Origin of the sequence: Altererythrobacter rubellus (assembly GCF_030284385.1) — a bacterium.
Taxonomy (GTDB): Bacteria; Pseudomonadota; Alphaproteobacteria; order Sphingomonadales; family Sphingomonadaceae; genus Erythrobacter; species Erythrobacter rubellus.
This window is the reverse complement of the sequence record NZ_CP127221.1, coordinates 937,439-959,428: the sequence shown is the minus strand read 5'-3', so window position 1 is coordinate 959,428 and position 21,990 is coordinate 937,439. Positions and strand designations below refer to the sequence as shown.

General features: G+C 58.8%; 21 protein-coding genes. 11 read left to right on the top strand and 10 right to left on the bottom strand.

Annotation, left to right across the window (positions count from 1 at the left end; genetic code table 11):
- The first annotated feature begins 23 nt into the window (after window positions 1-23).
- Window positions 24-1,250, top strand: a complete 1,227-nt coding sequence (locus QQX03_RS04790; protein WP_285976729.1) for a UbiH/UbiF/VisC/COQ6 family ubiquinone biosynthesis hydroxylase — start codon at window positions 24-26, stop codon at window positions 1,248-1,250.
- Between the two features lie 9 nt (window positions 1,251-1,259).
- On the opposite strand, the gene QQX03_RS04785 is transcribed toward QQX03_RS04790, so the two are convergent.
- The 3 genes from QQX03_RS04785 to hemC form a co-directional block, all read right to left on the bottom strand.
- Window positions 1,260-2,195, bottom strand: coding sequence for an MICOS complex subunit MIC60 (locus tag QQX03_RS04785; protein WP_285976728.1), 936 nt, complete (start codon window positions 2,193-2,195; stop codon window positions 1,260-1,262).
- A 64-nt stretch (window positions 2,196-2,259) separates the two neighbouring features.
- The gene (locus tag QQX03_RS04780; protein ID WP_285976727.1) at window positions 2,260-2,940 is read right to left on the bottom strand and encodes a uroporphyrinogen-III synthase; all 681 of its coding nucleotides are present in this window, start codon (window positions 2,938-2,940) and stop codon (window positions 2,260-2,262) included.
- Window positions 2,937-3,872, bottom strand: coding sequence for a hydroxymethylbilane synthase (gene hemC, locus QQX03_RS04775; RefSeq protein ID WP_285976726.1), 936 nt, complete (start codon window positions 3,870-3,872; stop codon window positions 2,937-2,939). Before hemC ends, QQX03_RS04780 begins: the two co-directional genes overlap by 4 nt.
- 44 nt (window positions 3,873-3,916) lie before the next feature.
- Here hemC and tsaD point away from each other — a divergent pair, with 44 nt between their 5' ends.
- The 7 genes from tsaD (at window position 3,917) to QQX03_RS04740 (ending at window position 11,166) form a co-directional block, all read left to right on the top strand.
- Entirely contained in the window at window positions 3,917-4,963 is a 1,047-nt protein-coding gene (gene tsaD / locus QQX03_RS04770) for a tRNA (adenosine(37)-N6)-threonylcarbamoyltransferase complex transferase subunit TsaD (RefSeq protein WP_285976725.1), read from the top strand.
- The gene (locus QQX03_RS04765; RefSeq protein WP_285976724.1) at window positions 4,960-5,961 is read left to right on the top strand and encodes an NAD(P)H-dependent glycerol-3-phosphate dehydrogenase; all 1,002 of its coding nucleotides are present in this window, start codon (window positions 4,960-4,962) and stop codon (window positions 5,959-5,961) included. Before tsaD ends, QQX03_RS04765 begins: the two co-directional genes overlap by 4 nt.
- A gap of 29 nt (window positions 5,962-5,990) precedes the next feature.
- Window positions 5,991-7,469: a lipopolysaccharide biosynthesis protein gene (locus QQX03_RS04760; protein ID WP_285976959.1), complete on the top strand. Its 1,479-nt coding sequence runs from the start codon at window positions 5,991-5,993 to the stop codon at window positions 7,467-7,469.
- A gap of 15 nt (window positions 7,470-7,484) precedes the next feature.
- On the top strand, window positions 7,485-7,982 hold the full coding sequence (locus QQX03_RS04755; protein ID WP_285976723.1) for a helix-hairpin-helix domain-containing protein: 498 nt from the start codon (window positions 7,485-7,487) through the stop codon (window positions 7,980-7,982).
- 172 nt (window positions 7,983-8,154) lie between these two features.
- Window positions 8,155-9,330 (top strand): acyl-CoA dehydrogenase, encoded by a 1,176-nt coding sequence (locus QQX03_RS04750; protein ID WP_285976958.1) that lies wholly within the window; start codon window positions 8,155-8,157, stop codon window positions 9,328-9,330.
- Window positions 9,331-9,514: 184 nt separating this feature from the next.
- A complete protein-coding gene (gene maiA, locus QQX03_RS04745; RefSeq protein WP_285976722.1) occupies window positions 9,515-10,159 on the top strand; it encodes a maleylacetoacetate isomerase in 645 nt (214 codons plus the stop codon).
- Window positions 10,156-11,166: a fumarylacetoacetate hydrolase family protein gene (locus QQX03_RS04740; RefSeq protein WP_285976721.1), complete on the top strand. Its 1,011-nt coding sequence runs from the start codon at window positions 10,156-10,158 to the stop codon at window positions 11,164-11,166. The genes maiA and QQX03_RS04740 overlap by 4 nt, the downstream gene beginning before the upstream one ends.
- 12 nt (window positions 11,167-11,178) lie before the next feature.
- Here QQX03_RS04740 and QQX03_RS04735 read toward each other — a convergent pair whose 3' ends face one another.
- The 3 genes from QQX03_RS04735 to QQX03_RS04725 all read right to left on the bottom strand — a co-directional run bounded on the left by QQX03_RS04735 (window position 11,179) and on the right by QQX03_RS04725 (window position 14,091).
- A complete protein-coding gene (locus tag QQX03_RS04735) occupies window positions 11,179-11,445 on the bottom strand; it encodes a cupin domain-containing protein (protein ID WP_285976720.1) in 267 nt (88 codons plus the stop codon).
- 87 nt (window positions 11,446-11,532) lie between these two features.
- Window positions 11,533-12,645, bottom strand: a complete 1,113-nt coding sequence (locus QQX03_RS04730) for an S-(hydroxymethyl)glutathione dehydrogenase/class III alcohol dehydrogenase (RefSeq protein ID WP_285976719.1) — start codon at window positions 12,643-12,645, stop codon at window positions 11,533-11,535.
- Between the two features lie 12 nt (window positions 12,646-12,657).
- Entirely contained in the window at window positions 12,658-14,091 is a 1,434-nt protein-coding gene (locus tag QQX03_RS04725; RefSeq protein ID WP_285976718.1) for an NAD-dependent succinate-semialdehyde dehydrogenase, read from the bottom strand.
- 132 nt (window positions 14,092-14,223) lie between these two features.
- Between QQX03_RS04725 and QQX03_RS04720 the strand changes: the two genes are divergently transcribed.
- Both QQX03_RS04720 and QQX03_RS04715 read left to right on the top strand, forming a co-directional pair.
- Complete coding sequence (locus QQX03_RS04720) at window positions 14,224-14,541, top strand: DUF4212 domain-containing protein (protein ID WP_285976717.1); 318 nt, start codon at window positions 14,224-14,226, stop codon at window positions 14,539-14,541.
- Complete coding sequence (locus QQX03_RS04715) at window positions 14,541-16,316, top strand: sodium:solute symporter family protein (RefSeq protein ID WP_285976716.1); 1,776 nt, start codon at window positions 14,541-14,543, stop codon at window positions 16,314-16,316. The genes QQX03_RS04720 and QQX03_RS04715 overlap by 1 nt, the downstream gene beginning before the upstream one ends.
- A 3-nt stretch (window positions 16,317-16,319) precedes the next feature.
- Here QQX03_RS04715 and acs read toward each other — a convergent pair whose 3' ends face one another.
- From acs to hppD, 4 genes are all read right to left on the bottom strand, one after another.
- Entirely contained in the window at window positions 16,320-18,248 is a 1,929-nt protein-coding gene (gene acs, locus QQX03_RS04710) for an acetate--CoA ligase (protein ID WP_285976715.1), read from the bottom strand.
- An 85-nt stretch (window positions 18,249-18,333) separates the two neighbouring features.
- Window positions 18,334-19,497, bottom strand: a complete 1,164-nt coding sequence (locus QQX03_RS04705) for a hypothetical protein (protein WP_285976714.1) — start codon at window positions 19,495-19,497, stop codon at window positions 18,334-18,336.
- A 97-nt stretch (window positions 19,498-19,594) separates the two neighbouring features.
- On the bottom strand, window positions 19,595-20,161 hold the full coding sequence (locus tag QQX03_RS04700; protein WP_285976713.1) for a VOC family protein: 567 nt from the start codon (window positions 20,159-20,161) through the stop codon (window positions 19,595-19,597).
- A complete protein-coding gene (hppD, locus tag QQX03_RS04695; RefSeq protein WP_285976712.1) occupies window positions 20,158-21,282 on the bottom strand; it encodes a 4-hydroxyphenylpyruvate dioxygenase in 1,125 nt (374 codons plus the stop codon). Before hppD ends, QQX03_RS04700 begins: the two co-directional genes overlap by 4 nt.
- 172 nt (window positions 21,283-21,454) lie before the next feature.
- On the opposite strand from hppD, the gene QQX03_RS04690 reads away from it, so the two are divergent.
- A complete protein-coding gene (locus tag QQX03_RS04690; protein ID WP_285976711.1) occupies window positions 21,455-21,988 on the top strand; it encodes a VOC family protein in 534 nt (177 codons plus the stop codon).
- Window positions 21,989-21,990: the final 2 nt, after the last annotated feature.

The window sequence follows — 21,990 nt, the reverse complement described above, 5'->3', positions numbered from 1 at the left end:
CATACTGAGAGTTACAGTTCCCTATGTCCGATCCACAGCCTCAAAAACACGATCTCCTGATCATCGGTGGCGGCCTAGTTGGTATGACCCTGGCGATTGCGGCGGCGCGCAAGGGATTTTCCAGCCATGTGGTGGACCGCGCCGATCCTGACAGTCTGACAGCCGAAGGCTTCGACGGGCGGGCATCAGCCATCTCGACAGCCAGCTGGAACCTGTTCACCAATATCGGAATTGCGGACGCGCTGGAGCCATATGGCAGCCCGATCGACAGTATCGCGGTGAGCGATCAGATGAAGCCCGGGCGGCTCGACTTCACGCCGGAACCGCATGACGGCACGCTGGGCCGTATGTTTGCCAACCGCCAGTTGCGCTTGGCGCTGTTCGAAGCGGCGGCGCAGGAACCGCTGATCAGCTGGCATGCGCCGGTGAATGTCGCATCGCGTGAGCGCGGCGAATTCGGTGTCTCGGTCACACTGGAAGACGGACGAAAGCTGGAGGCCGACCTGATGGTCGGCGCGGAAGGTCGCTTTTCGCCTAGCCGCGAGGAAGAAGGCCTCAAGATGGCGAAGTGGGACTATGGCCACCGCGCGATCATCGTAGGTCTGACTCATACAAAACCGCATGACAATGTGGCGTGGGAAATCTTCTATCCGGCTGGCCCATTTGCCCTGTTGCCCATGCTTGATGGCGAAGATGGCACGCATCGCAGCTCGCTGGTCTGGACCGTCGACGAAAAGGACGCAGCAGGCATTCTGAAGCTGTCAGACCGCGCGTTTCTGGCCGAGGTTACAAAACGCATGGGTGATCTGCTGGGCGAAGTATCGCTCAACAGCCAACGATCTTCATATCCTTTGAGCCTGCAGCACACTGCCAAGATTATCGGAGAACGGCTTGTCTTGGTGGGTGACAGCGCGCATGGCATGCACCCGATTGCGGGCCAGGGCCTTAATCTGGGCTTGCGCGATGTAGGCGCACTGGTCGAAGTACTGGAAGAAGCGCAGCGGCTGGGCCTCGATCTCGGCAATGAGCAGATGCTCAAGAAATACGAGAATTGGCGTGCGCTCGACTCGCTGATGGTAATGGGCGCGACAGACGGGCTGACCCGGTTGTTCGGCGTGCCCGGCAAGGCAGCATCGGCCGTTCGGCGCCTGGGCATGGCTGGCGTCCAACGAATGCCGGGCCTTAAGCATTGGTTTATGGACGAAGCCCGCGGCGTTTCTGGCGATGCACCCGCTTTGCTGCGCGGCTAACTCAACGCTTTATTCGCCACCGGGTGCTTCAACCGGGCTACGCTGTTCAACAGGCGTACCTGTGCCATCGCGCAAGCGGCCCGGATCAAGCACGGCTGCCATCTCGATGGTTTCCAGCGCACTCATTGCAGCGGCATAGCGTTCCGCATCGGCAATCCAGTCTTCTGCGGTTGCCGCCCCGGGCATATTCTTGATCTCTCCGATAGCGGAATCGATCCGCCCGCTCTCCAGGAACTGCCGCGCGCGTTCCAAACGCCGCGCGGGCTGAGGCGATGGTGTGCTTTCACGCCGCACAACGAACAATTCACTCAATTCGCGCCGGAAATCAGCCCAACTGTTGATCCCTTCGCTTTTCTGAAGCTCTGGAGCGAGGCCATCCAGCCGCGCCAGGAGGGAATCCAGCGTTATCGGATCACGCGAGAAACTGATCACGGTTCGCACCGCATTGGGCCAGCTGTCGCCGAAGCGCAGCCTTAGCTGGTCTGCCAGATAACCCAGCTCTTCGCCGCGCTCGATATAACGGCGCGTGGCAAATGCGATCAACAGACCTTCGGCACGCGCGGCATTACCCGCTGCAGCCTGTGCTTGCAGGTCCAGACGCGCAAGTCGCTGTTCCGCCGCTGCCAATCGCTGATCAAGTCCGCCTTGTTGCTCAGCAACGCGTTCAACCGCTTCGGTTGCTTCTACCGCGGCTACTACCACGGCCGCCTCTTCAGCTGGCGTGGGACTGGGTGCTGGCGCGTCTTCGGCGCTATCGGCGATGGCGGGGAGATTGGCCTGCGCCTGGCCCGCTTCATTGGACAGCGCGACCGGCTCTTCTTCTTTCGTATCTTGCCAGTAGAAAATCCCTACAATCGACGCACCCAGTAGAAACGCAGCCGCAACCGCCCCGAAAATCGGGCCCTTTGAAGGCTTTGTGCGTCGGCTACCAAACCTAGATTCCATATTTTTCCGTTCTACGACCCACAGGCTTTCGCCAGCCTTTAACCACCATCACTCTGTCCCGGTCTTATTCTTGGCACATTGCAATTGCCAAGGCCAAGAGATCGTTCTCGTTGGGACTAGCAGCCGCGCGCGCCGCTTGCCAACCCTCTCCGACCGGTTCGAGAATGCGCGGGCCCAGCGCACAAAGCGAAACATGCGTCCGATCAACGCCCAAACGATTGCATTCATTCACGAAGTGCTGCGCCGCCTCGGCTGAGTGCAACAGGACAAGCGCCCCCTTGGATAGTTGCGCCGCGACCTCTTCTGGCAAGTCGACCTTGCCAATCCGATAGACGATGCGTTCGGTGATCTGCACATCGGCGGGAGAGGAAAGCGTCACATGATCTTCGCCTGAAAGGCGCAAGAGATGCTGAAAATCGCCGCCGATCCCGTCGAGTACTTGCTGCAATCCGCCAGAACCGACCCGTGCGACCGTAAAGCCAGCGTCACGCGCGGCATCCGCGGTCGTTTGCCCTACGGCGAGGACCGGTAGATGAGTGAGAGCGGAAAGCTTGTCCCCGCCATGGCGGAAGGCATTGGCGCTTCCCACCAGAAGTGCATCAAATGCCTCCAGATCCGGCAAAGTCCAACCACTCGGTATCACTTTGAAAAGCGCTACCCCAGCGATGGGTAGCGCGCGCGCCGCACCCGCTGCGATGGTCTTGGAAAGCCCCGGCTCGGGCCGGATGGCGAAGGCCTTTGTCACACCTCGTGTTGCCCGAAATGTGGTGCCATGCCGGGCGTAAGGCGCGCGATCAGTTCTCTCCCCATGGCCGCGACCCATGCGAGGTCCTCCGCTGAGCCGCTATGCGTCGCTTCGATCCGTTCACGACCATCCGGGCTGAACAGGGCGCAGCGCAGCGCCAATACATCATCCTGCGCTGTGGTCAGCATCGCGATCGGGCTATGGCAGTTTCCGCCCAGTGCCTTTAGCAGAGTGCGTTCGGCCATGACTGCGCGGTGACTCGGCGCGTGGTCTATTGCCGCCAAGAATTCTTGCGTCTGTGCATCATCGGTGCGGCATTCGATCCCGATCGCGCCTTGCGCGGGCGCGGGCAACCATATCTCAGGATCAAGCCGCGCGCCGACCGAATCCTCTCCCAATCGATCAAGTCCAGCAGAGGCCAGCAGAGTGCAATCCGCCTCGCCTTTTTCCAGCTTGGCGAGCCGCGTTGCGACATTGCCGCGAAACGACACAACCTTGCAGTCCGGCCGCGCATGCAGCAGCTGCGCCGCGCGGCGCGGCGCGCTGGTTCCCACTGTCGCGCCTTCAGGGATGTCCGCAACCGACTTTGCGCCAACCAAACTATCCGCGGTGTCCGCGCGCGGCATGACCGCCGCGATTGTCAGCGTACCGGGCCGTAGCGTCTCCACATCTTTCATCGAATGAACCGAGGCATCGATTGTGCCATCGTGCAGCCAATGATCGAGCTCCTTGGTCCACAGCGCCTTGCCGCCGATTTCCGCCAGCGGACGATCGAGTACTTTATCCCCGCTCGCCACAACCGGCACCAATTCGACCTTTGATTCATCCCAGCCATGCGCGCCGCATAGTCGCCGCCGCGTCTCATAGGCCTGCGCCATCGCCAGCGGGGAATTGCGCGTTCCCAGGCGGATAATTGGTGTTTCGTCGTTCATCGCTGAGCTTGCTCTAACCTCGCAAACCTCTAAGGGAAAGCGCGATGAACGCGAAGCCAAAAATAGTTCTGGGCATTGAGTCGAGTTGCGACGAAACCGCCGTGGCGCTGGTTACGAGTGATCGGACGATTATTGCCGAAAAAATCGCCTCACAGATCGAAGAGCATGCACCCTATGGCGGGGTCGTGCCCGAAATTGCCGCGCGCGCGCACGCCGAAAAACTCGCGCCGATGCTCAAAGCCGTGATGGACGAAGCGGGCCTTTCGCTGGCGGATTGTGATGCGATTGCGGCGACTGCGGGGCCCGGTCTGATCGGCGGGGTGATGGTTGGCCTCGTAACGGCCAAGGCGCTTGCAATGGCGTCTGACACACCGCTGCTCGCGATCAATCATCTGGAAGGGCATGCGCTCAGCCCGCGCCTTGCGAATCCGGACCTCGAATTCCCCTATCTTTTGCTGCTGGTTTCCGGCGGACATTGCCAGATCCTGCTGGTCGAAGGCGTCGGTGAATATCGCCGATTAGCCACAACAATCGATGACGCGTTGGGCGAGGCCTTCGACAAGAGCGCCAAGGTGCTCGGCCTTGGCTATCCGGGTGGGCCTGCATTGGAAAAGCTTGCCATGCAAGGCGATCCGCAAGCGGTGCCATTGCCGCGTCCACTCAAGGGATCGAAAGAACCGCATTTCTCTTTTGCCGGCCTCAAGAGCGCAGTCTTGAGAGCTAAGGACAGCGGCGAACATACCGACGCAGACATCGCGGCCAGTTTCCAGCAAGCCGCCGTCGATTGCCTGATTGACCGGCTTGAATATGCCTTGGAACGTATCGAGACGCCGGGCAATCTGGTCGTCGCAGGCGGTGTTGCCGCGAACCAGACCATCCGCACTGCACTGGAAAAGCTTGCTCAACGGCACGGCATGCGCTTCACTGCGCCGCCAATGGCGCTTTGCACCGATAATGCCGCGATGATCGCTTGGGCTGGCTGCGAACGCTTGCCGCTTGGCGTTTTCGATCCGCTGGATGTCGCCGCGCGTCCGCGCTGGCCGCTCGACCCTCAAGCCGAGCCGGTACGCGGCGCAGGAGTGAAAGCATGACCTCTCACCGACCGGTGGGTGTCCTTGGCGCAGGCGCATGGGGTACGGCCTTGGCGCAAATGCTGGCCAGTGATGGCCGTGATGTGGTGCTTTGGGCGCTGGAGCCTGACGTAGTCGAAGAGATCAACAGCACGCACCGCAACACAACCTATCTGGCGTCGGCCAAACTTGCTGAAACCATCCGCGCGACAAGCGATCTGAGCGAGTTTGCCGAGCTTGAAATTGTTCTCGCCGTCACGCCCGCTCAGCATCTCGGCAGCGTGCTAAGGCAGATGCCCAAGGCGCCGGGCGATCTTGTGCTGTGCAGCAAGGGTATCGAAGCGGGCACCGGCCGCTTGATGAACAATGTCGCGAAGGACGCGCTGCCTGACAGTGAAATTGCCGTTCTGTCCGGCCCGACATTTGCACATGAAGTTGCCGCCGGCCTGCCGACGGCAGTCACACTCGCCTGCACTGGCGGTGAAGCACAATGGGATCGGCTGATCACTGCTATCGCGCGGCCGACTTTCCGCCCCTATTTCACAGAGGATGTGACCGGAGCCGAGATCGGCGGGTCGATCAAGAATGTGCTCGCAATCGCGTGCGGCGTGGTGGACGGGCTTGGCCTGGGCCAGAACGCACGTGCGGCGCTGATCGCGCGTGGCTATGCCGAAATGCTGCGTTTCGGGCAGGCGCTGGGCGGGCAGCGTGACACGCTGTCGGGTCTGTGCGGTCTGGGCGATCTGGTTTTGACTTGCAGCAGTACGTCGAGCCGTAACTTCTCGCTGGGCAAAGCGCTGGGCGAAGGCAAAAGCGCGGCCGAATTGATGGCGGATCGCAAGACAGTTGCCGAAGGGGCGCACACGGCCCCCGTCCTGCATGAACTGGCGCAAGGACGCGAAATCGATATGCCTATCGTTGAAGCGGTCAATGCCATCCTGGGCGGCGCAACCCCTGCCAAAGTTGTTGCGCAACTGCTCGCACGGCCATTGACCACCGAACAGGGCGAGCCTGTGTGAGCAGCGCTGATTCTGCACACAAAGACGACATGGCAACTCTCGCCAAGGGCGGGCGAACCAACACGCTTGGCTTCCTGATCCGCTTGATCGGCGGCATCCCGTTCCTGTTCATTGGCTACCGCTTGTATGGCGTCGAAGACATGGGCCGCTTCGCATCGGCCTTCGTCATTATCGAGATATTCGCGCTGTTCTGCGCTCTGGGCGAGAAGCGCGGGCTTGCACAACGATTGACCGAAGGGGCCGATCAAGACGCTCAGAAACCCGTTAATCTCGTGTTCGACGGGATGCTGGCCGCACTCATCGTGTCCGCTTTGGCGGCAGTGATTGTACTGATCTTTCCAGCAATCATGTTCCCGAACGGCGTCAACGGCCCGCTTGACATCCTGATGGTGGCAGCGATCCCTGCCTTTGCGCTGACCGAGATCTTGCTCGCCGCGCAGGCCTATCGATATGATATTACCACAACCGTACGCGCACGCGCGCTTGTCGAGCCATGGGTCAAGTCAATCGCTGTGCTCGCGTTCTTTTACATACCCGGCGCACGCGAGAGCGGGCTGGCACTCGCCTTTGTCGTTGCGATTTATGCCGCGCTTCTGACAGCCTTGTGGTCATTCATCCGCACTTACGGCTTGCCTGATGGATGGCGCCCCCGCCCGCGCTATCTTGGTTCGATGGTCCTGCGGGCCTTACCGCTTTCCGGCGCCGACGTGATCGAGCGCAGTACGCGATTGCTCGATGTGTTCTTGCTTGGTCAATTCACGTCAGAGCGCGCAGTGGGCATCTACTTCTTCGCGAAAGAAATCGCCACTCTGCCGCAAAAGCTGAAGTCCAGCTTTGAACCCATTCTGTCTCCAGTTGTGACCAAGAACCTGAAGATCGGCAATATGGACGCGATCGCGGCGCAAGTGCGCCAGGTCGGGTTCTGGATCATTGCGGTTCAGGCTGCGATTGCGCTTGCGCTGGCCATACCAGGCGAAGCGGTGATGGGGCTTGGCGGCCCGGCAATTGTCGGCGGTACAGGCGCGCTCGCAATCCTGCTTGCCGCCGAAGTCGTTGCGTCGATGGCGGTCGTTTCCGAAAGCGTGCTGGTCTATATTGCGCGCAAACGTAACCTCGCGATTTCAATCGGGATCATCGCGCTTCAAGCCGCGCTGACTATTGGCCTCATCATGCTGGCAGAGTATCTGCAGCTGGACGAAGGCTTCAAAGCCGCTGGCGCCGCTGGCGCACTGTTCCTGGCGCTCGGCGCCTCCAGCCTGATAAAGGCATTGCTGCTCAAGAATCTGCTTAAAGCGCCGGTCAGCAATTGGCGCTGGGGCCTTGTATGGGCAACCGCGCCTGCGGTAATTGTGGGCTTCGCGTTCACGCAATTGCCCGAATGGATGGAGTTGATCTTCGGCATTCCGGCGATTCTGGCAACTTATGGCTTTGTGATCTGGCGCAAGGGATTCGGCGAAGAAGACCGGCTGCTGTTTCGCAAGAATGTTGGCGGTGACACGCCGAGCTGAGGAAGATGTTGATTGATGACTGCTGCTGAAATTCTGGAAGCCTATGGAGTCTATATCGCGATCGGATTTGTGGTCGCGATCGCAATTGTCTGGCTGATTGGCCGCGCCAACCGCAAGGCCAAGGTTGTGCGAGAGAGCTCGACCAGGGACGTGCTCGATGAAGGCGCAGAGCGCGCGAGCCGTAATCAGGCGCTGATTGATGCAGGCACACCTGCGCCGCCTCTTGACGCTGGCCCCGCACCAGCTTCGGTTACCGCGCCAACTCCAGCCGGCGCCGATGACCTGACCCGGATTAAAGGCCTTGGACCCAAGATCGCGACATTGCTGCGCGAACAAGGCGTGACGCGTTTCGCAGATATTGCCGCATGGAATGATGCGGATATCGAGCGCATCGATGCCCACCTCGGGCGCTTCCAGGGGCGCATCCGCCGCGATGCATGGGTGGAGCAAGCCAAACTGTTGAGTGCAGGCGACGAGGCCGGCTTTACAAGCAAGTTTGGCCAGAACGGCTGAACCAGTCGCGACACCGGTTCAAGGGAGAAACCTCGATAGGGAATGTGCTCATTCGCGCCTTCCGCATCGCCCCTTTCACGCACACTCTTAAATCGCTAGACAAGACTTGTCGCCGCACGCCATTCCTGCGAATGGAGCCGTAAAATAGTTTCAGGAGTAACTAATGGCCGGAATGGTGCCGTTTAACTGGGAAGATCCCTTTGATCTGGAAACCCAGCTGACCGAAGACGAGCGGATGATCCGTGATGCCGCGCATGGCTTTGCACAAAGCGAGTTGCAGCCGCGCGTAATAAAAGCTTTCGCTGACGAAATCGACGCACCCGAACTTTTCCCGATGTTTGGCCAGGCGGGCCTGCTGGGCGCAACCATTCCGGAGGAATACGGCGGCGCAGGCGCTGGCTATGTTGCGTACGGATTGATTGCGCGCGAGATCGAACGCGTCGACAGCGGGTATCGCTCGATGGCTTCGGTCCAATCATCGCTCGTGATGTTCCCGATCTATGAATACGGATCGGAAGAACAGCGCCGCAAATACTTGCCCGGCCTCGCCTCGGGCCAGCTGATCGGCTGCTTTGGCCTGACCGAGCCCGACGCAGGTTCTGACCCTGCTGGCATGAAGACCGTCGCGAAGAAGGACGGCGATGGATATGTCCTCAATGGTTCCAAGACCTGGATTTCGAACGCGCCTTTCGCCGATGTGTTCGTGGTCTGGGCAAAAAGCGAAGAGCATGGCGGCGGCATTAGCGGCTTTGTGCTGGAAAAGGGCATGAAGGGGCTTTCCGCGCCCAAGATCGAAGGCAAGATTTCACTGCGCGCCAGCACCACTGGCATGATCATGATGGATGATGTGAAGGTAGGTGCGGATGCGCTGCTGCCCAATGTGCAAGGCCTGAAAGGTCCCTTCGGGTGTCTCAACCGCGCACGCTATGGGATTAGCTGGGGCGCGATGGGCGCAGCCGAATTCTGCATGCACGCTGCGCGGCAATACGGGCTGGATCGCAAACAGTTTGGCCGCCCGCTGGCCGGAACGCAGCTTTACCAAAAGAAGCTGGCAGATATGCTGACCGACATCGCGCTGGGCCTGCAAGGCTCGCTTCGCGTCGGTCGCCTGATGGACGAAGGCCGCTTTGCGCCGGACATGATCAGCGTGGTCAAGCGCAACAATGTCGGTAAAGCGCTCGATATCGCGCGTCAGGCGCGCGACATGCATGGCGGCAATGGCATCAGCGGGGAATATCAGGTGATCCGCCACATGGTGAACCTTGAAACGGTCAACACCTATGAAGGTACACATGATGTCCACGCTCTGATCCTGGGTCGCGGGATTACGGGGATCGCGGCGTTTTGATGAAGGAAACGCGCGAGTTGCTGTCCTACGCTGCCAAGAACTGGCATAGGACAGGCATACGTGCCAATCCAACATTGCGCCCTACATGCTCCAACAGGCGCATTTTGCAAGTCCTTGAAAAACGGATGACTTTTCCACCCCTGAACAGTGTTCCAAGTGTTCCATCCTGTAGGAGTTCTGCGTGATGAAACTGTATGGCTACTTCCGCAGTTCGACGACCTATCGCTTGCGCATCGCGCTGGAGCTGAAAGGGATCGACTACGAGTATATCCCGGTGAACCTGCTGACGTCCGAGCAGAAGGGTGAAGCCTTCACCAGCCGCAACCCGTTTGGTAGCGTGCCGATGCTAGAGGCTGACGGGTGCGACCGTGCCCAATCCATGGCGCAGATCGAATGGCTGGATGAAGCCTATCCTGAAAACTCTCTGCTGCCAGCCGATCTGGAAGACCGCTACACCGCGCGCGAGCTTGCCTATGCGATCGCAACCGAGACGCACGCCGTGAACAACCTGCCGGTGCTGAAGTATCTCAAGGATCCGCTCGGCCATTCGCAGGAAGAGATCGACATTTGGTATCGCCACTGGCTGGCGCGTACATTCGCGCCACTGGAAGCGCGGCTGGCGCAGCTCGGAACGGGCGATTTCCTGTTCGACAGGCCCGGCTTCTTCGAGGTCGTGCTGTTGCCGCAGTTCTACAATGCGGAACGCTTCCAATTCGATTGCAGCGACAAACCACATATCGCGCGCATTGCGCAAGCATGCCTCGCCCTGCCTGAGTTCCAGCGCGCGCACCCAGACAATCAACCAGATAATCCCGAGATGTCCTCATGAAACTCGCCTCACTTAATGACGGAACCCGCGACGGTAAGCTCGTCGTCGTATCGAAAGACCTCACCCGCTACTGCGCGGCGGACAATATCGCGCCGACATTGCAGGCAGCGCTTGATAATTGGGAGGAAATCGCTCCCAAGCTCGAAGTGCTGGCCATGGATGTCGAGCATGAGGCGGTGCCGTGCGAACGCTTCCACGAACGCGAAGCCCATTCGCCGCTGCCGCGCGCGTACCAATGGGCCGATGGCAGTGCATACATCAACCACGTCGAGCTGGTGCGCAAAGCGCGCGATGCCAAAGTACCGGAAAGCTTCTATCACGATCCGCTGATGTATCAGGGGGGCAGCGACAGTTTCCTGGCCCCGCGCGAAGACATTCCGCTGGGCGACACTGCCTGGGGATGCGACATGGAAGGCGAAGTGGCGGTGATCACCGACGATGTGCCCATGGGCGTATCGGCAGAGGACGCAGCAAAACACATCAAGCTGGTGATGCTGGTCAATGACGTGAGCTTGCGCGGGCTGATCCCGGGCGAACTCGCCAAGGGTTTCGGCTTCTTCCAGTCCAAGCCTTCCAGCGCATTCTCGCCAGTCTGTGTGACGCCAGATGAGCTGGGCGATGCGTGGAAGGATACGCTGATCCACTTGCCGCTGATGGTCGATTACAATGGCGAAGCCTTTGGCCGTGCCGAAGTGGGCGTGGATGCCACCTTCAACATGGCGCAATTGGTCGCTCACGCGGCAAAAACGCGCAATCTAGGTGCCGGCGCGATCATCGGCTCAGGCACGATTTCGAACAAAGGCGCGGATGGTGGCCCGGGCAAGCCGGTCAGCGAAGGCGGGCTAGGCTACAGCTGCATCGCGGAAATCCGCATGATCGAAACGATCTATGATGGCGCACCCAAGACGCCATTCATGAAGCCGGGTGATCAGGTGCGCGTGGAAATGCGCGATCGTGACAATCACTCAATCTTTGGCGCTATCGAACAGAAGGTTGTGCAGGCCTGAACTAGCGCAGGCTTAGACTTCGATGGGTTTGAATGCCGTTTCCCCATCGCCGGTGTTCGGTGTGCCATCTGCATCCATCACGAACAGCTTGACCTCACCCTTGCGCGCACAGGGGCGGTGTTCAGTCCCGCGCGGGACGACAATCAGGTCCCCTTGTACAAGATTCTCGGTCCGGTCGCGCAACTCCATATCGAGCTCGCCTTCGATAACCAGGAACAGCTCATCGGTGTCAGGATGCTGGTGCCAGTGATATTCGCCCTCGACTTTGCACAAGGGCACCTCGTTGCCATTGTACCGTGAAGCAAGGGGGTACCCAATGCTCTGAAAAAAAGGCGAATTTCTCGGAAAAATTTACTTTTGTAGCCATCAGTACACCACCACGCTCCGGATGCTCTCGCCTGCATGCATCAGGTCGAAGCCCTTGTTGATCTCTTCGAGGCTCAGCACATGAGTAATCATGGGGTCGATCTGGATCTTCCCGTCCATGTACCAGTCAACGATTTTCGGAACGTCGGTGCGACCCTTGGCCCCGCCAAATGCGGTACCGCGCCAGTTGCGTCCTGTCACCAGCTGAAACGGGCGGGTAGCGATTTCCTTGCCCGCTTCGGCCACGCCGATGATCACGCTGGTTCCCCAACCACGGTGACAGCATTCCAGAGCGGTGCGCATCACTTCGGTGTTTCCGGTGCAGTCAAAGGTGTAATCCGCGCCGCCATCGGTCATGGCCACCACCTTGGCAACGATGTCGTCGCGGCTCATGCCACGCGTGTTGAGGAAATCGGTCATGCCGAACTTGCGGCCCCATTCCTCGCGGGTCTCATTGATGTCGATGCCGATGATCTTGTTCGCGCCAGCCAGCCGCGCGCCCTGGATCACATTGAGGCCGATGCCGCCGAGGCCGAACACCACCACATTGTCGCCCACCTGCACTTTGGCGGTATTGGTCACGGCGCCGACACCTGTCGTCACTCCGCAGCCGATGTAGCAGCTGGTCTGGAACGGGGCGTCCTCGCGAATCTTGGCCACAGCGATCTCGGGCAGGACAGTGAAGTTCGAAAAGGTCGAACAGCCCATGTAGTAGAAGATCGTCTGCCCCTTGTAACTGAAGCGACTGGTACCGTCCGGCATCAACCCCTGCCCCTGTGTCGCGCGGATCGCGGTGCACAGGTTCGTCTTGCCGGAAAGGCAGGATTTACACTGGCGGCATTCGGGTGTGTAAAGCGGGATCACGTGATCATCTGGCTTCACGCTGGTGACACCGGGGCCGACTTCGCGCACGATGCCCGCCCCTTCGTGGCCCAGCACGCTGGGGAAGATGCCTTCGCTGTCGAAGCCATCAAGCGTATAGGCATCGGTGTGGCAAATACCGGTCGCCATGATCTCGACCAGCACTTCACCCGCCTTGGGGCCTTCCAGATCCAGCTCGACAATCTCAAGCGGCTGCTTCGCTTCGAAAGCCACGGCGGCGCGTGTTTTCATACCTTGTCTCCCCTAGGCGCTTTCATGCACGGTCTTTGAAACGAGACAGGCGGTCACGCCCTCTGCGCCATCTTCCAAGCCGGAACCGGACCATTTGACTCCGCCGAAGGGCGCATCGGCGGCACTGACCGAACCGTTGTTGATTGCGACCATACCCGCTTCGATATCACTAGCCATGCGCATCCGGCGCCCGGCATCTTGTGTCCAGGCATATGCCGCCAAGCCGTATGGCAGCCGGTTCGCCTCCTCGACCATCGCAGCTTCGCCCTTCATCGGGTTGATCAACGCAACCGGACCGAACGGCTCTTCGTTCATGATCTCGGCATCCAGCGGGACTTCGGAGAGCACTGTCGGCTCATGGAAGAAGCCCTGATTGCCGATCCGGTTGCCGCCGGCTTCAAGCTTCGCGCCTTTGTCCAGCGCGTCCGCAACCTTCGCCTGAATACCATCCGGGCCACGCTGACTTGCCATCGGGCCCATCTGCGTATCCCCATCCATGCCATTGCCAACCTTGATCGCTTTTGCTCGTTCAACGAACCCGTCACGGAAGCGTTCGAAGACATCTTCTTCGACCAGAAAGCGCGTTGGGCTGACACATACCTGCCCCGCATTGCGGAACTTGTTGGCGGACATGGTGTCGAGCGCCTTGTCAATGTCGGCATCGTTGAAAATCAGGACTGGGCCGTGGCCGCCCAGTTCCATCGTAGTGCGCTTCAAATCCTCGGCAGCCAATTTGGCCAGATGCTTGCCGACCGCTGTTGATCCGGTGAAGGTCACTTTGCGGATCACCGGGCTGGCCAGCAAGTGTTCGCTGATGTCCGATGGAACGCCGAAAACGCATTGCAGCACCTCTCCTGGAACACCTGCGTCGTGCAGCGCCTTGACGATGCCGAGACCGCCTGCGGGTGTTTCCTCGGACGGTTTGACGATGACTGAGCAACCTGCCGCCAGAGGACCGCCCACCTTGCGCATCACGTTCAATGCCGGGAAATTCCATGCTGAAAAACCCGCCACCGGACCGACAGGCTCATACCTTACTTCTGCGCGCTGACCATCGGGACGAACCAGTGTGCGACCATATAGCCGTTTGCATTCACCCGCATAGAATTCCAGCAGCATGGCGCAGTAAATCGTCTCGCCTACAGCTTCCTTGAACGGCTTGCCCTGCTCTAGGGTGATTGCCGCACCGATTTCCTTGGCGCGTTCGCGGATCAGTGCAGCACCTTTGCGCAGCACTGCTTCGCGTTCGTCAGCAGATGTCTTGCGCCAGCTTTTGAATCCTTTTGAAACTGAATCCAGCGCCGCATCAAGATCCGCCGCGGTCGCTGCAGGCAATGCTGCGATGACATCGCCACTGGCCGGATCAAGCACGTCGATCGTCTCGCGACCAGCAGCGCCAATTGCTTCGCCGCCAATAAGAAGTTCGAGTTGGGGATAATCAGTCACTTGGGTCTCCTTGGGGTCGGGCGAAGGTCTTACCAGCCTGTGTATCAAGGTCCATCGCCAAGGTGCGACCAAATGACTGTGACTGGACAAATTCAAAGGAAAGCTGCCATGCATTGCCTTGGAGGGGACAGTATGAGCGAACACGAGCACGAATCCGCAGCGGGCGAATCAAATAGCCGCTATTGGACAGCGAATATTCGACTGTTGCTCACGCTCATGGCGATCTGGTTCGCCGTCTCTTTCGGTGCAGGTATCCTGTTTCGAGACTGGCTCGATCAGTTCATGCTGGGGGGCTATCCGCTTGGCTTCTGGTTTGCGCAGCAAGGGTCAATTTACACCTTCATCGCTCTGATATTCTTCTACAATTGGCGAATTCACAAGATCGAACAAAGTTTTAACCTTGATGATGACGACGAAGTCGCTGCCTCTATGGAAGGTGGGGCCGGTTAATGGAGACGCAAACACTGATCTATCTCTTCGTCGGTGCGAGTTTTGCGCTCTACATCGGCATTGCCATCTGGAGCCGCGCAAGCTCGACAAAGGAATTCTACGTCGCCGGCGGAGGTGTAAATCCGGTTGTCAACGGCATGGCAACCGCAGCCGACTGGATGAGCGCGGCAAGCTTCATTTCGATGGCGGGCATCATCGCTTTCGCAGGCTATGATGGCTCGGTTTACTTGATGGGTTGGACCGGCGGCTATGTGCTGCTCGCGCTACTGCTTGCGCCGTACCTGCGCAAATTTGGCCAGTTCACAGTTCCGGATTTCATTGGCACGCGGTATTATTCCAAGGCTGCACGTGTGGTCGCGGTGATTTGCCTGATCTTTATCAGCTTCACCTATATCGCAGGCCAGATGCGCGGCGTGGGCATCGTGTTTAGCCGCTTTCTGGATGTGCCAATCCTGTGGGGCGTGATCATCGGCATGGGCATAGTGTTTGTCTATGCGGTCCTGGGCGGGATGAAGGGCATCACCTACACTCAGGTCGCGCAATATTGCGTACTGATCTTCGCCTATATGGTGCCAGCCTTCTTCCTGAGCTTCATGATCACCGGCAATCCGATCCCGCAGTTTGGGCTGGGCTCACAGGTCAGCGATGGCAGCAGTCTGTACGTGCTGGAAAAGCTCAATCTTGTCCTGATGGACCTAGGGTTCGGGCAATATACTAAAGGCAGCAAGTCGATGATTGATGTGTTCTGCATTACGCTGGCGCTTATGGTTGGCACTGCAGGCCTACCCCATGTGATCGTGCGCTTTTTCACCGTACCCAAGGCATCGGATGCGCGCCGCTCGGCCGGGTGGGCGCTGATCTTTATCGCGCTGCTTTACACCACAGCAGGGCCAGTAGGCGCATTCGCACGGCTCAACTTTGTCGATACCGTCAATGAGACACAATATGCCGAAGCGCCCGAGTGGTTCACCAATTGGGAAGCCAATGACCTGATTGCCTGGCGCGACAAGAATGGTGATGGCGTCATGCAATACCGGGCCGGCGACGCATTCGCAGGCAGCCCCGAATTTAGCGAGAGTGGCGTTGGCAATTCGGGAGAGCGGCTGCTCGACAACATGGCGACGGTCAATGAAAACGAAGTTTATGTCGACCGCGACATAATGGTTCTGGCGAACCCCGAGATTGGCAACCTGCCCGGATGGGTAATCGCGCTGGTGGCCGCTGGCGGCTTAGCCGCCGCGCTGTCCACAGCTGCCGGACTGCTGCTGGTCATTTCAAGTTCGGTCAGCCACGATCTGCTAAAGTCCACTCTCAAGCCCGACATATCCGAGAAGGGTGAACTGTTGGCGGCGCGCATCGCTGCAACTGCAGCTATTGTGGTTGCGGGATATCTCGGGATCTATCCGCCGGGATGGGTGGCGCAAGTGGTCGCTTTCGCCTTTGGCCTCGCTGCCGCAAGCCTGTTCCCGGCGATCTTTATGGGTATTTTTAGCAAGCGTATGAATCGCGAAGGCGCGATTGCAGGGATGGTAGCGGGCCTGACTTCGACATTCCTCTACATCGCTTACTTTAAGCTGTGGGAGCCAGCCGCAAACACAGCCGAAAATTGGCTGTTCGGCATTTCGCCTGAAGGAATCGGCGTGGTCGGAATGGTATTGAACTTCGCCGTTGCGATCGGGGTCGCACGGATGACCGCCAAACCGCCCGCAGAAATCGATGCCTTGGTCGAGAATATCCGTGTACCGCGCGGTTCTGGGGCCGCACGGGTGCATTAGTCTCTACCGATTCTGTCGCCCCTCAATCAGGCTTTCGACCACGCTCGGATCAGCCAGCGTAGAGGTGTCGCCCAGCGAGCCGTAGTCATTCTCTGCAATCTTGCGGAGGATACGCCGCATGATCTTGCCGCTGCGAGTCTTTGGCAACGCGGGCGTTAAGTGGATGTGATCGGGCGTGGCGATGGGGCCGATTTCCTTGCGCACATGCTGGCGCAGCTCAGCGACCAAATCGTCCGTAACTTCAGCATCGGCATTCAGTGTAACATAGCAATAGATACCTTGCCCCTTGATGTCGTGCGGATATCCCACGACCGCCGCCTCGCAAACAAGCGGATGTAATACCAGCGCACTTTCCACCTCTGCAGTGCCCATCCGGTGTCCGGAAACGTTGATCACATCGTCTACGCGGCCCGTGATCCAGTAATATCCGTCTTCATCGCGGCGACATCCATCGCCGGTGAAATACTTGCCATGATAGGTGCTGAAATAGGTCTGCACGAACCGCTCGTGATCACCGTAAACGGTGCGCGCTTGGCCTGGCCAGCTGTGCGTGATGCACAGATTGCCGCTGGTTGCCCCGTCCAGAACTTCGCCTTCATTGCCCACCAGTTGTGGCCGCACACCGAAGAACGGCCTGCCCGCGCTGCCGGGCTTCATGTGATGCGCCGCTGGTAGTGTTGTGATCATGCAGCCGCCGGTTTCAGTCTGCCACCAAGTGTCGATGATCGGGCAGCGCCCCTCGCCCACCACTTCGTGGTACCAGCGCCAAGCCTCTGGATTGATCGGCTCGCCCACTGTGCCGAGCAGCCGCAGCGATGACCGGTCATGCACCTCCACGAAGCTATCGCCCTCGCGCATCAGTGCGCGAATAGCGGTAGGTGCAGTGTAGAAAATATTGACCTTGTGCTTGGCGATAACGTCCCAGAAACGCCCATGGTCCGGATAATTCGGTACGCCTTCAAACACGATCTGCGTGGCGCCGTTCATCAGCGGGCCGTACACGATATAGCTGTGGCCCGTGACCCAGCCAATATCGGCCGAGCACCAGAAGACCTCGCCGGGCTGATAATCGAATATGTAGTTGAAGGTGGTCGCGGTCCAGACGCCGTATCCGCCGGTGGTGTGCAGCACGCCCTTGGGCTTTCCGGTCGATCCTGATGTGTAGAGAATGAATAGCGGATCCTCGGCATTCATTTCCTCGCAAGGGCAATCCGCGTCAGATTTCAATTCATGATACCAGTTATCGCGGCACTCACTCATCGCAACATCTGCGCCGGTATGCTTGACCACCAAGACGCCCGATACATCGACGCCGTCGATCTTCAGCGCGGCATCGACATTATCTTTCAGCGGTATCGGTTTTGATCCTCGGAGCCCACTATCAGCCGTAATCACGAACCGGCTGCCGCAATCGACAATGCGCCCCGCAAGCGCTTCAGGAGAAAACCCGCCGAATACCACTGAATGGATCGCACCGATCCGTGCGCAGGCGAGCATGGCCAGTACGCCTTCGATTACCATCGGCATATAAATCGTGACGCGTTCACCTTTGGTCACACCCAGCGATTTCAGCGCATTGGCCATCTGAACCACTTCGGCATGCAACTCGCGATAGGTCAGACTGCGGCCCGGCGATGCTGGATCATCTGGCTCGAAAATCAGCGCAGTCGTATCGCCCCGCCCGGCATCAACATGACGGTCCACCGCATTGTAGCAAAGGTTAAGGGATCCGTCCGCGAACCACTTGATAACGACAGGGTCATACGACCATTCACCGCCTTTGTCTGGAGCCTGCACCCAGTCCAGCAGCTGAGCCTGCTCTAGCCAGAAACCGTCCGGATCTTGGAGCGAACGCGCATACATCGCGTCATATTGTTCGGTCGCACAATGCGTTGGGTAGCTAGGTACTGGGCGGGCAACAAAGCCGGTCATAGAGCTGAATCTCCTTTAGATCCCGCTTTCATAGCGCAAAATGCAACCGACACACCCTGCGCTTTTGTTATCTATTACCTTGGCACTATTCCGTCGGCTCTGTTCGAAATACGTAGACCGGCCCAATATCGACGATCTGCGCATATCCAGCAAAACTAAGCACCAGTTCCGCGGCTCTCGGAGCATAAGCACGCGGCGACTGGGCCCGCAGGCGGATCAGTTGCCAGTCTTCGCCCAATGGGAAAAGCGCCTGCGCAAAATTCCCACGGCCTGGCTCCAGATCGTCGATCTTGGCTTCTACACGCGCACGGCGATCAGGTGTTATGGCCTGTTCGGTCCTTCCGGCCACTGCAATTAGCAGACTATCGCCAGCTTCGATCGAGGCGTCGAGAGGGATCGCTAGCGACAACGAATCCGGATCATCGGAAGGGGTGCCCACAGTGAAACGCGTTGCTCTATTGAGCCATATTGCTGGCTCTTCACGCTGCTCCGCAGCCGCCATATCGCCTATCACCCGCCAATCGCTGCCCCGCGGATCATTGAGCAGTTCGCCTGCACCCTGCAAGGCGTCAGGGATCAAGGGTTCTTCACGAACCACAGGGATAGGCGTCGGCTTAGGCTTGGGTTCAGCTATAGCTGTGGGCTGAGTTGGCGCTGCGGGGACGTCCGAAGCTATCCGACCTGATCCGGATACCACGATGGTCTGTCCAATTTCGAGCACTTGGCGTGTGCGTCCAAATTGAAGAGCCACGATTCCATCTTGCCTTCGCAAGCCCTGCTCGGCATCAGCGGTTACTTCGTACCATTCCCATTCGTTGCCAATAGAAAGCGTCTTTTCTCCAAAACCGGGATAGGGTGGCGCATTTTGCTGGAAACGAACCCGCAGAACGCCTCTACCATCGTCCGTCTGTGCTCCAATCGCTCGGGCATAGAACCCGATAGTAATGGTATCGCCACGGCGAACCGGTTTGGTCAGAGGCACGTTGGTCCCCGCAGTGTAGATAAACTCGTCCGCCCGCTTGATATCGAAGCGGACAGCAACGCCGCCGCCAGGTATCGCCTCGTCTTGGACGACACTACGCTCTAAATCACTGCCATAACTTTCCCAATCAAGCCTTGTAGGGTCGTTGACCAGTGTTCCTGGAAGTTGCGCATCAAGTTCTGCAATAACATTTTGGTCGGCAGATAGCGGGGCAGCGCTTAGGCCAATAAGTGCCAATGCCGCCACAGCGATTATCGGTTTCCACATTGTGCATGAGCTCCCAAAACCCGGTTTTTGGGAACGTTAACATATGAATGGCATCGTAACAAGATTCGTCTTATCGCGAAGCCGATTTGACTTCAGTTTAGTCGCGCGATTCCAGACCGTGCTCTGCGCGCGCAATCTCATGCAGCCAGTCGGCGTGGCGCGGGGCCTTCTTGGTTTGGCTCCATTCGTCGAGCATCGGCGGCGCTACGCGTTTGAGCTCGGCGTATTGCTCGTCCGTGCCGATATCGGCGGCGAGCTCGACCCGGTGGCCGTTGGGATCGAAGAAGTAGATCGACTTGAAGATGCCGTGATGAGTCGGGCCAAGCACATCGATGCCTTGCGCTTCTATATGCGCCTTGGCAGCGAGCAATTCGTCTTCCGATGCGACCCGAAAGGCGAGATGCTGGACCCATGCCGGGGTGTTTTCATCGCGGCCCATGGTCGGCTGATTAGGCAGTTCGAAGAACGCGAGGATGTTGCCGTTCCCCGCATCCAGGAACACATGCATGTAGGGATCGTATTCGCCGGTCGACGGTACATGATCCTCCGCAAAAGCGGTGGTGTAGTCCATCCCCAGCACGCGGCCGTACCATTCAACGGTCTCTTTGGCGTCCTTGCAGCGATAGGCGGCGTGGTGGATGCCTGAGGGCTTGATGACGCTCATTCTGCGGGCTCCTCGACCTTGAGTGCGCCGCGTTCGATCTGGTCGCGCTCCATGCTTTCGAACAGCGCCTTGAAATTGCCTTCTCCGAAGCCTTCGTCGCCCTTGCGCTGGATGAATTCGAAGAACACCGGCCCGACCTGCGCCTGCGCGAAAATCTGCAGTAGAAGGCGGGGCTGGCCGCCTTCTGTGGTGCCGTCAAGCAGGATGCCGCGCATCTGCAGTGCCTCGGCATCCTCGCCATGGCCGGGCAGGCGCTCGTCGAGCATGGCGTAATAGGTTGCGGGCGGGGCGGTCATGAACGGGACGCCAAGCTTCTGCAGCCGGTCCCAGCAGGTGACGAGATCGTCGCAGATCAGCGCGATATGCTGGATGCCTTCACCATTGAATTCGCGCAGGAATTCCTCGATCTGGCCCTTGCCGCCCTCGCCCTCTTCATTGAGCGGGATGCGGATCTTGCCGTCAGGCGCGGTCAGCGCCTTGGACGTCAGGCCGGTATACTCGCCTTTAATGTCGAAGAAGCGGATTTCGCGAAAATTGAACAGGCTCTCGTAATAGTCGGCCCAGTACTTCATCCGGCCGGTGTAGACGTTGTGCGTCAGGTGATCGATCAGCTTGAAGCCTGCGCCTTCAGGGTGTTTTTCAACGCCGGGCAAATATTCGAAATCGATGTCATAGATCGACAGACCCTCTCCATTCTCGTCTTCGTAACGATCAACCAGATATAGGATCGCGCCGCCGATGCCGCGGATTGCAGGGATCGCAAGTTCCATTGGTCCCGTTTCAACTGCGACCGGCTCTGCGCCCAGCTCCATCAGATGGTCCCAGGCCGCGGCAGCGTTGCGCACACGAAACGCCATGCCGCATGCCGACGGTCCATGCTCGCGCGCGAAATACCATGCCGCGCTGCGCGGCTCGTAGTTGGCGATCAAATTGATGCCGCCTTGACGCCACAGATGCACGTCCTTGGAACGGTGCGAAGCCACATGAGTGAACCCCATTGCTTCAAAAACCGTTTCAAGCTGCCCCTTCTCGGGCGCGCAGAATTCAACGAATTCAAATCCATCAAGGCCAGCGGGATTTTCGAAGAGGTCGCCAGAGTGAAGGGTTTCGTGCGTGTTCATGAGCTTAGTCCAGTGAGAATCAATATAGTTTCTTTTGTAACTAAATACGCGAAGCCCGTCATTTTGTCAAAGCGGCGGTGAGACTGGCAGGCGGCACGCCGCCCCACCTATCTGATCTGCCTATTTGCCAGCGTGCAGCGATGCGTGCACGAAGGTGGCGGGAGAAGGCGAGATGATCAAGACCAAAGGTATCAACCATATCGCACTGGTGTGCCGCGACATGAAGGAAACGGTTCGTTTCTACACCGAAGTGCTCAATATGCCGCTGTTCAAGACGGTTGAACTGCCGGGCGGTGGACAGCACTTCTTCTTCGACTGCGGCGGCGGTGCGAGTGTCGCTTTCTTCTGGTGGGCAGATGCTCCGCCCGCTGCCCCCGGCATCGCCTCAGTCAAAAGCTTTCCTGGCGACGCGAAGACCGCCGTCGGATCCATGAACCACTTAGCATTCGACATGGACGAAGATGAGCTTGAAACAGCGCTCGACCGACTTGAGCAAGCCGGTGTCCCTCATACCCATGCTGTCGTAAACCATGACGACAGCCCGATGGGCGTCGCGCGCGAAAAACACGAAGGCGTGTTCGTCCGCTCCGTCTATTTTACTGACCCCAATAGCATCATGCTGGAGTTTGCCGCCACGACAAAAAGCTTCGGGCCCGAAGATGTCGCACATGAACCCGCGACAGCGGCCGATAGAGTGGAGGCCTGAGC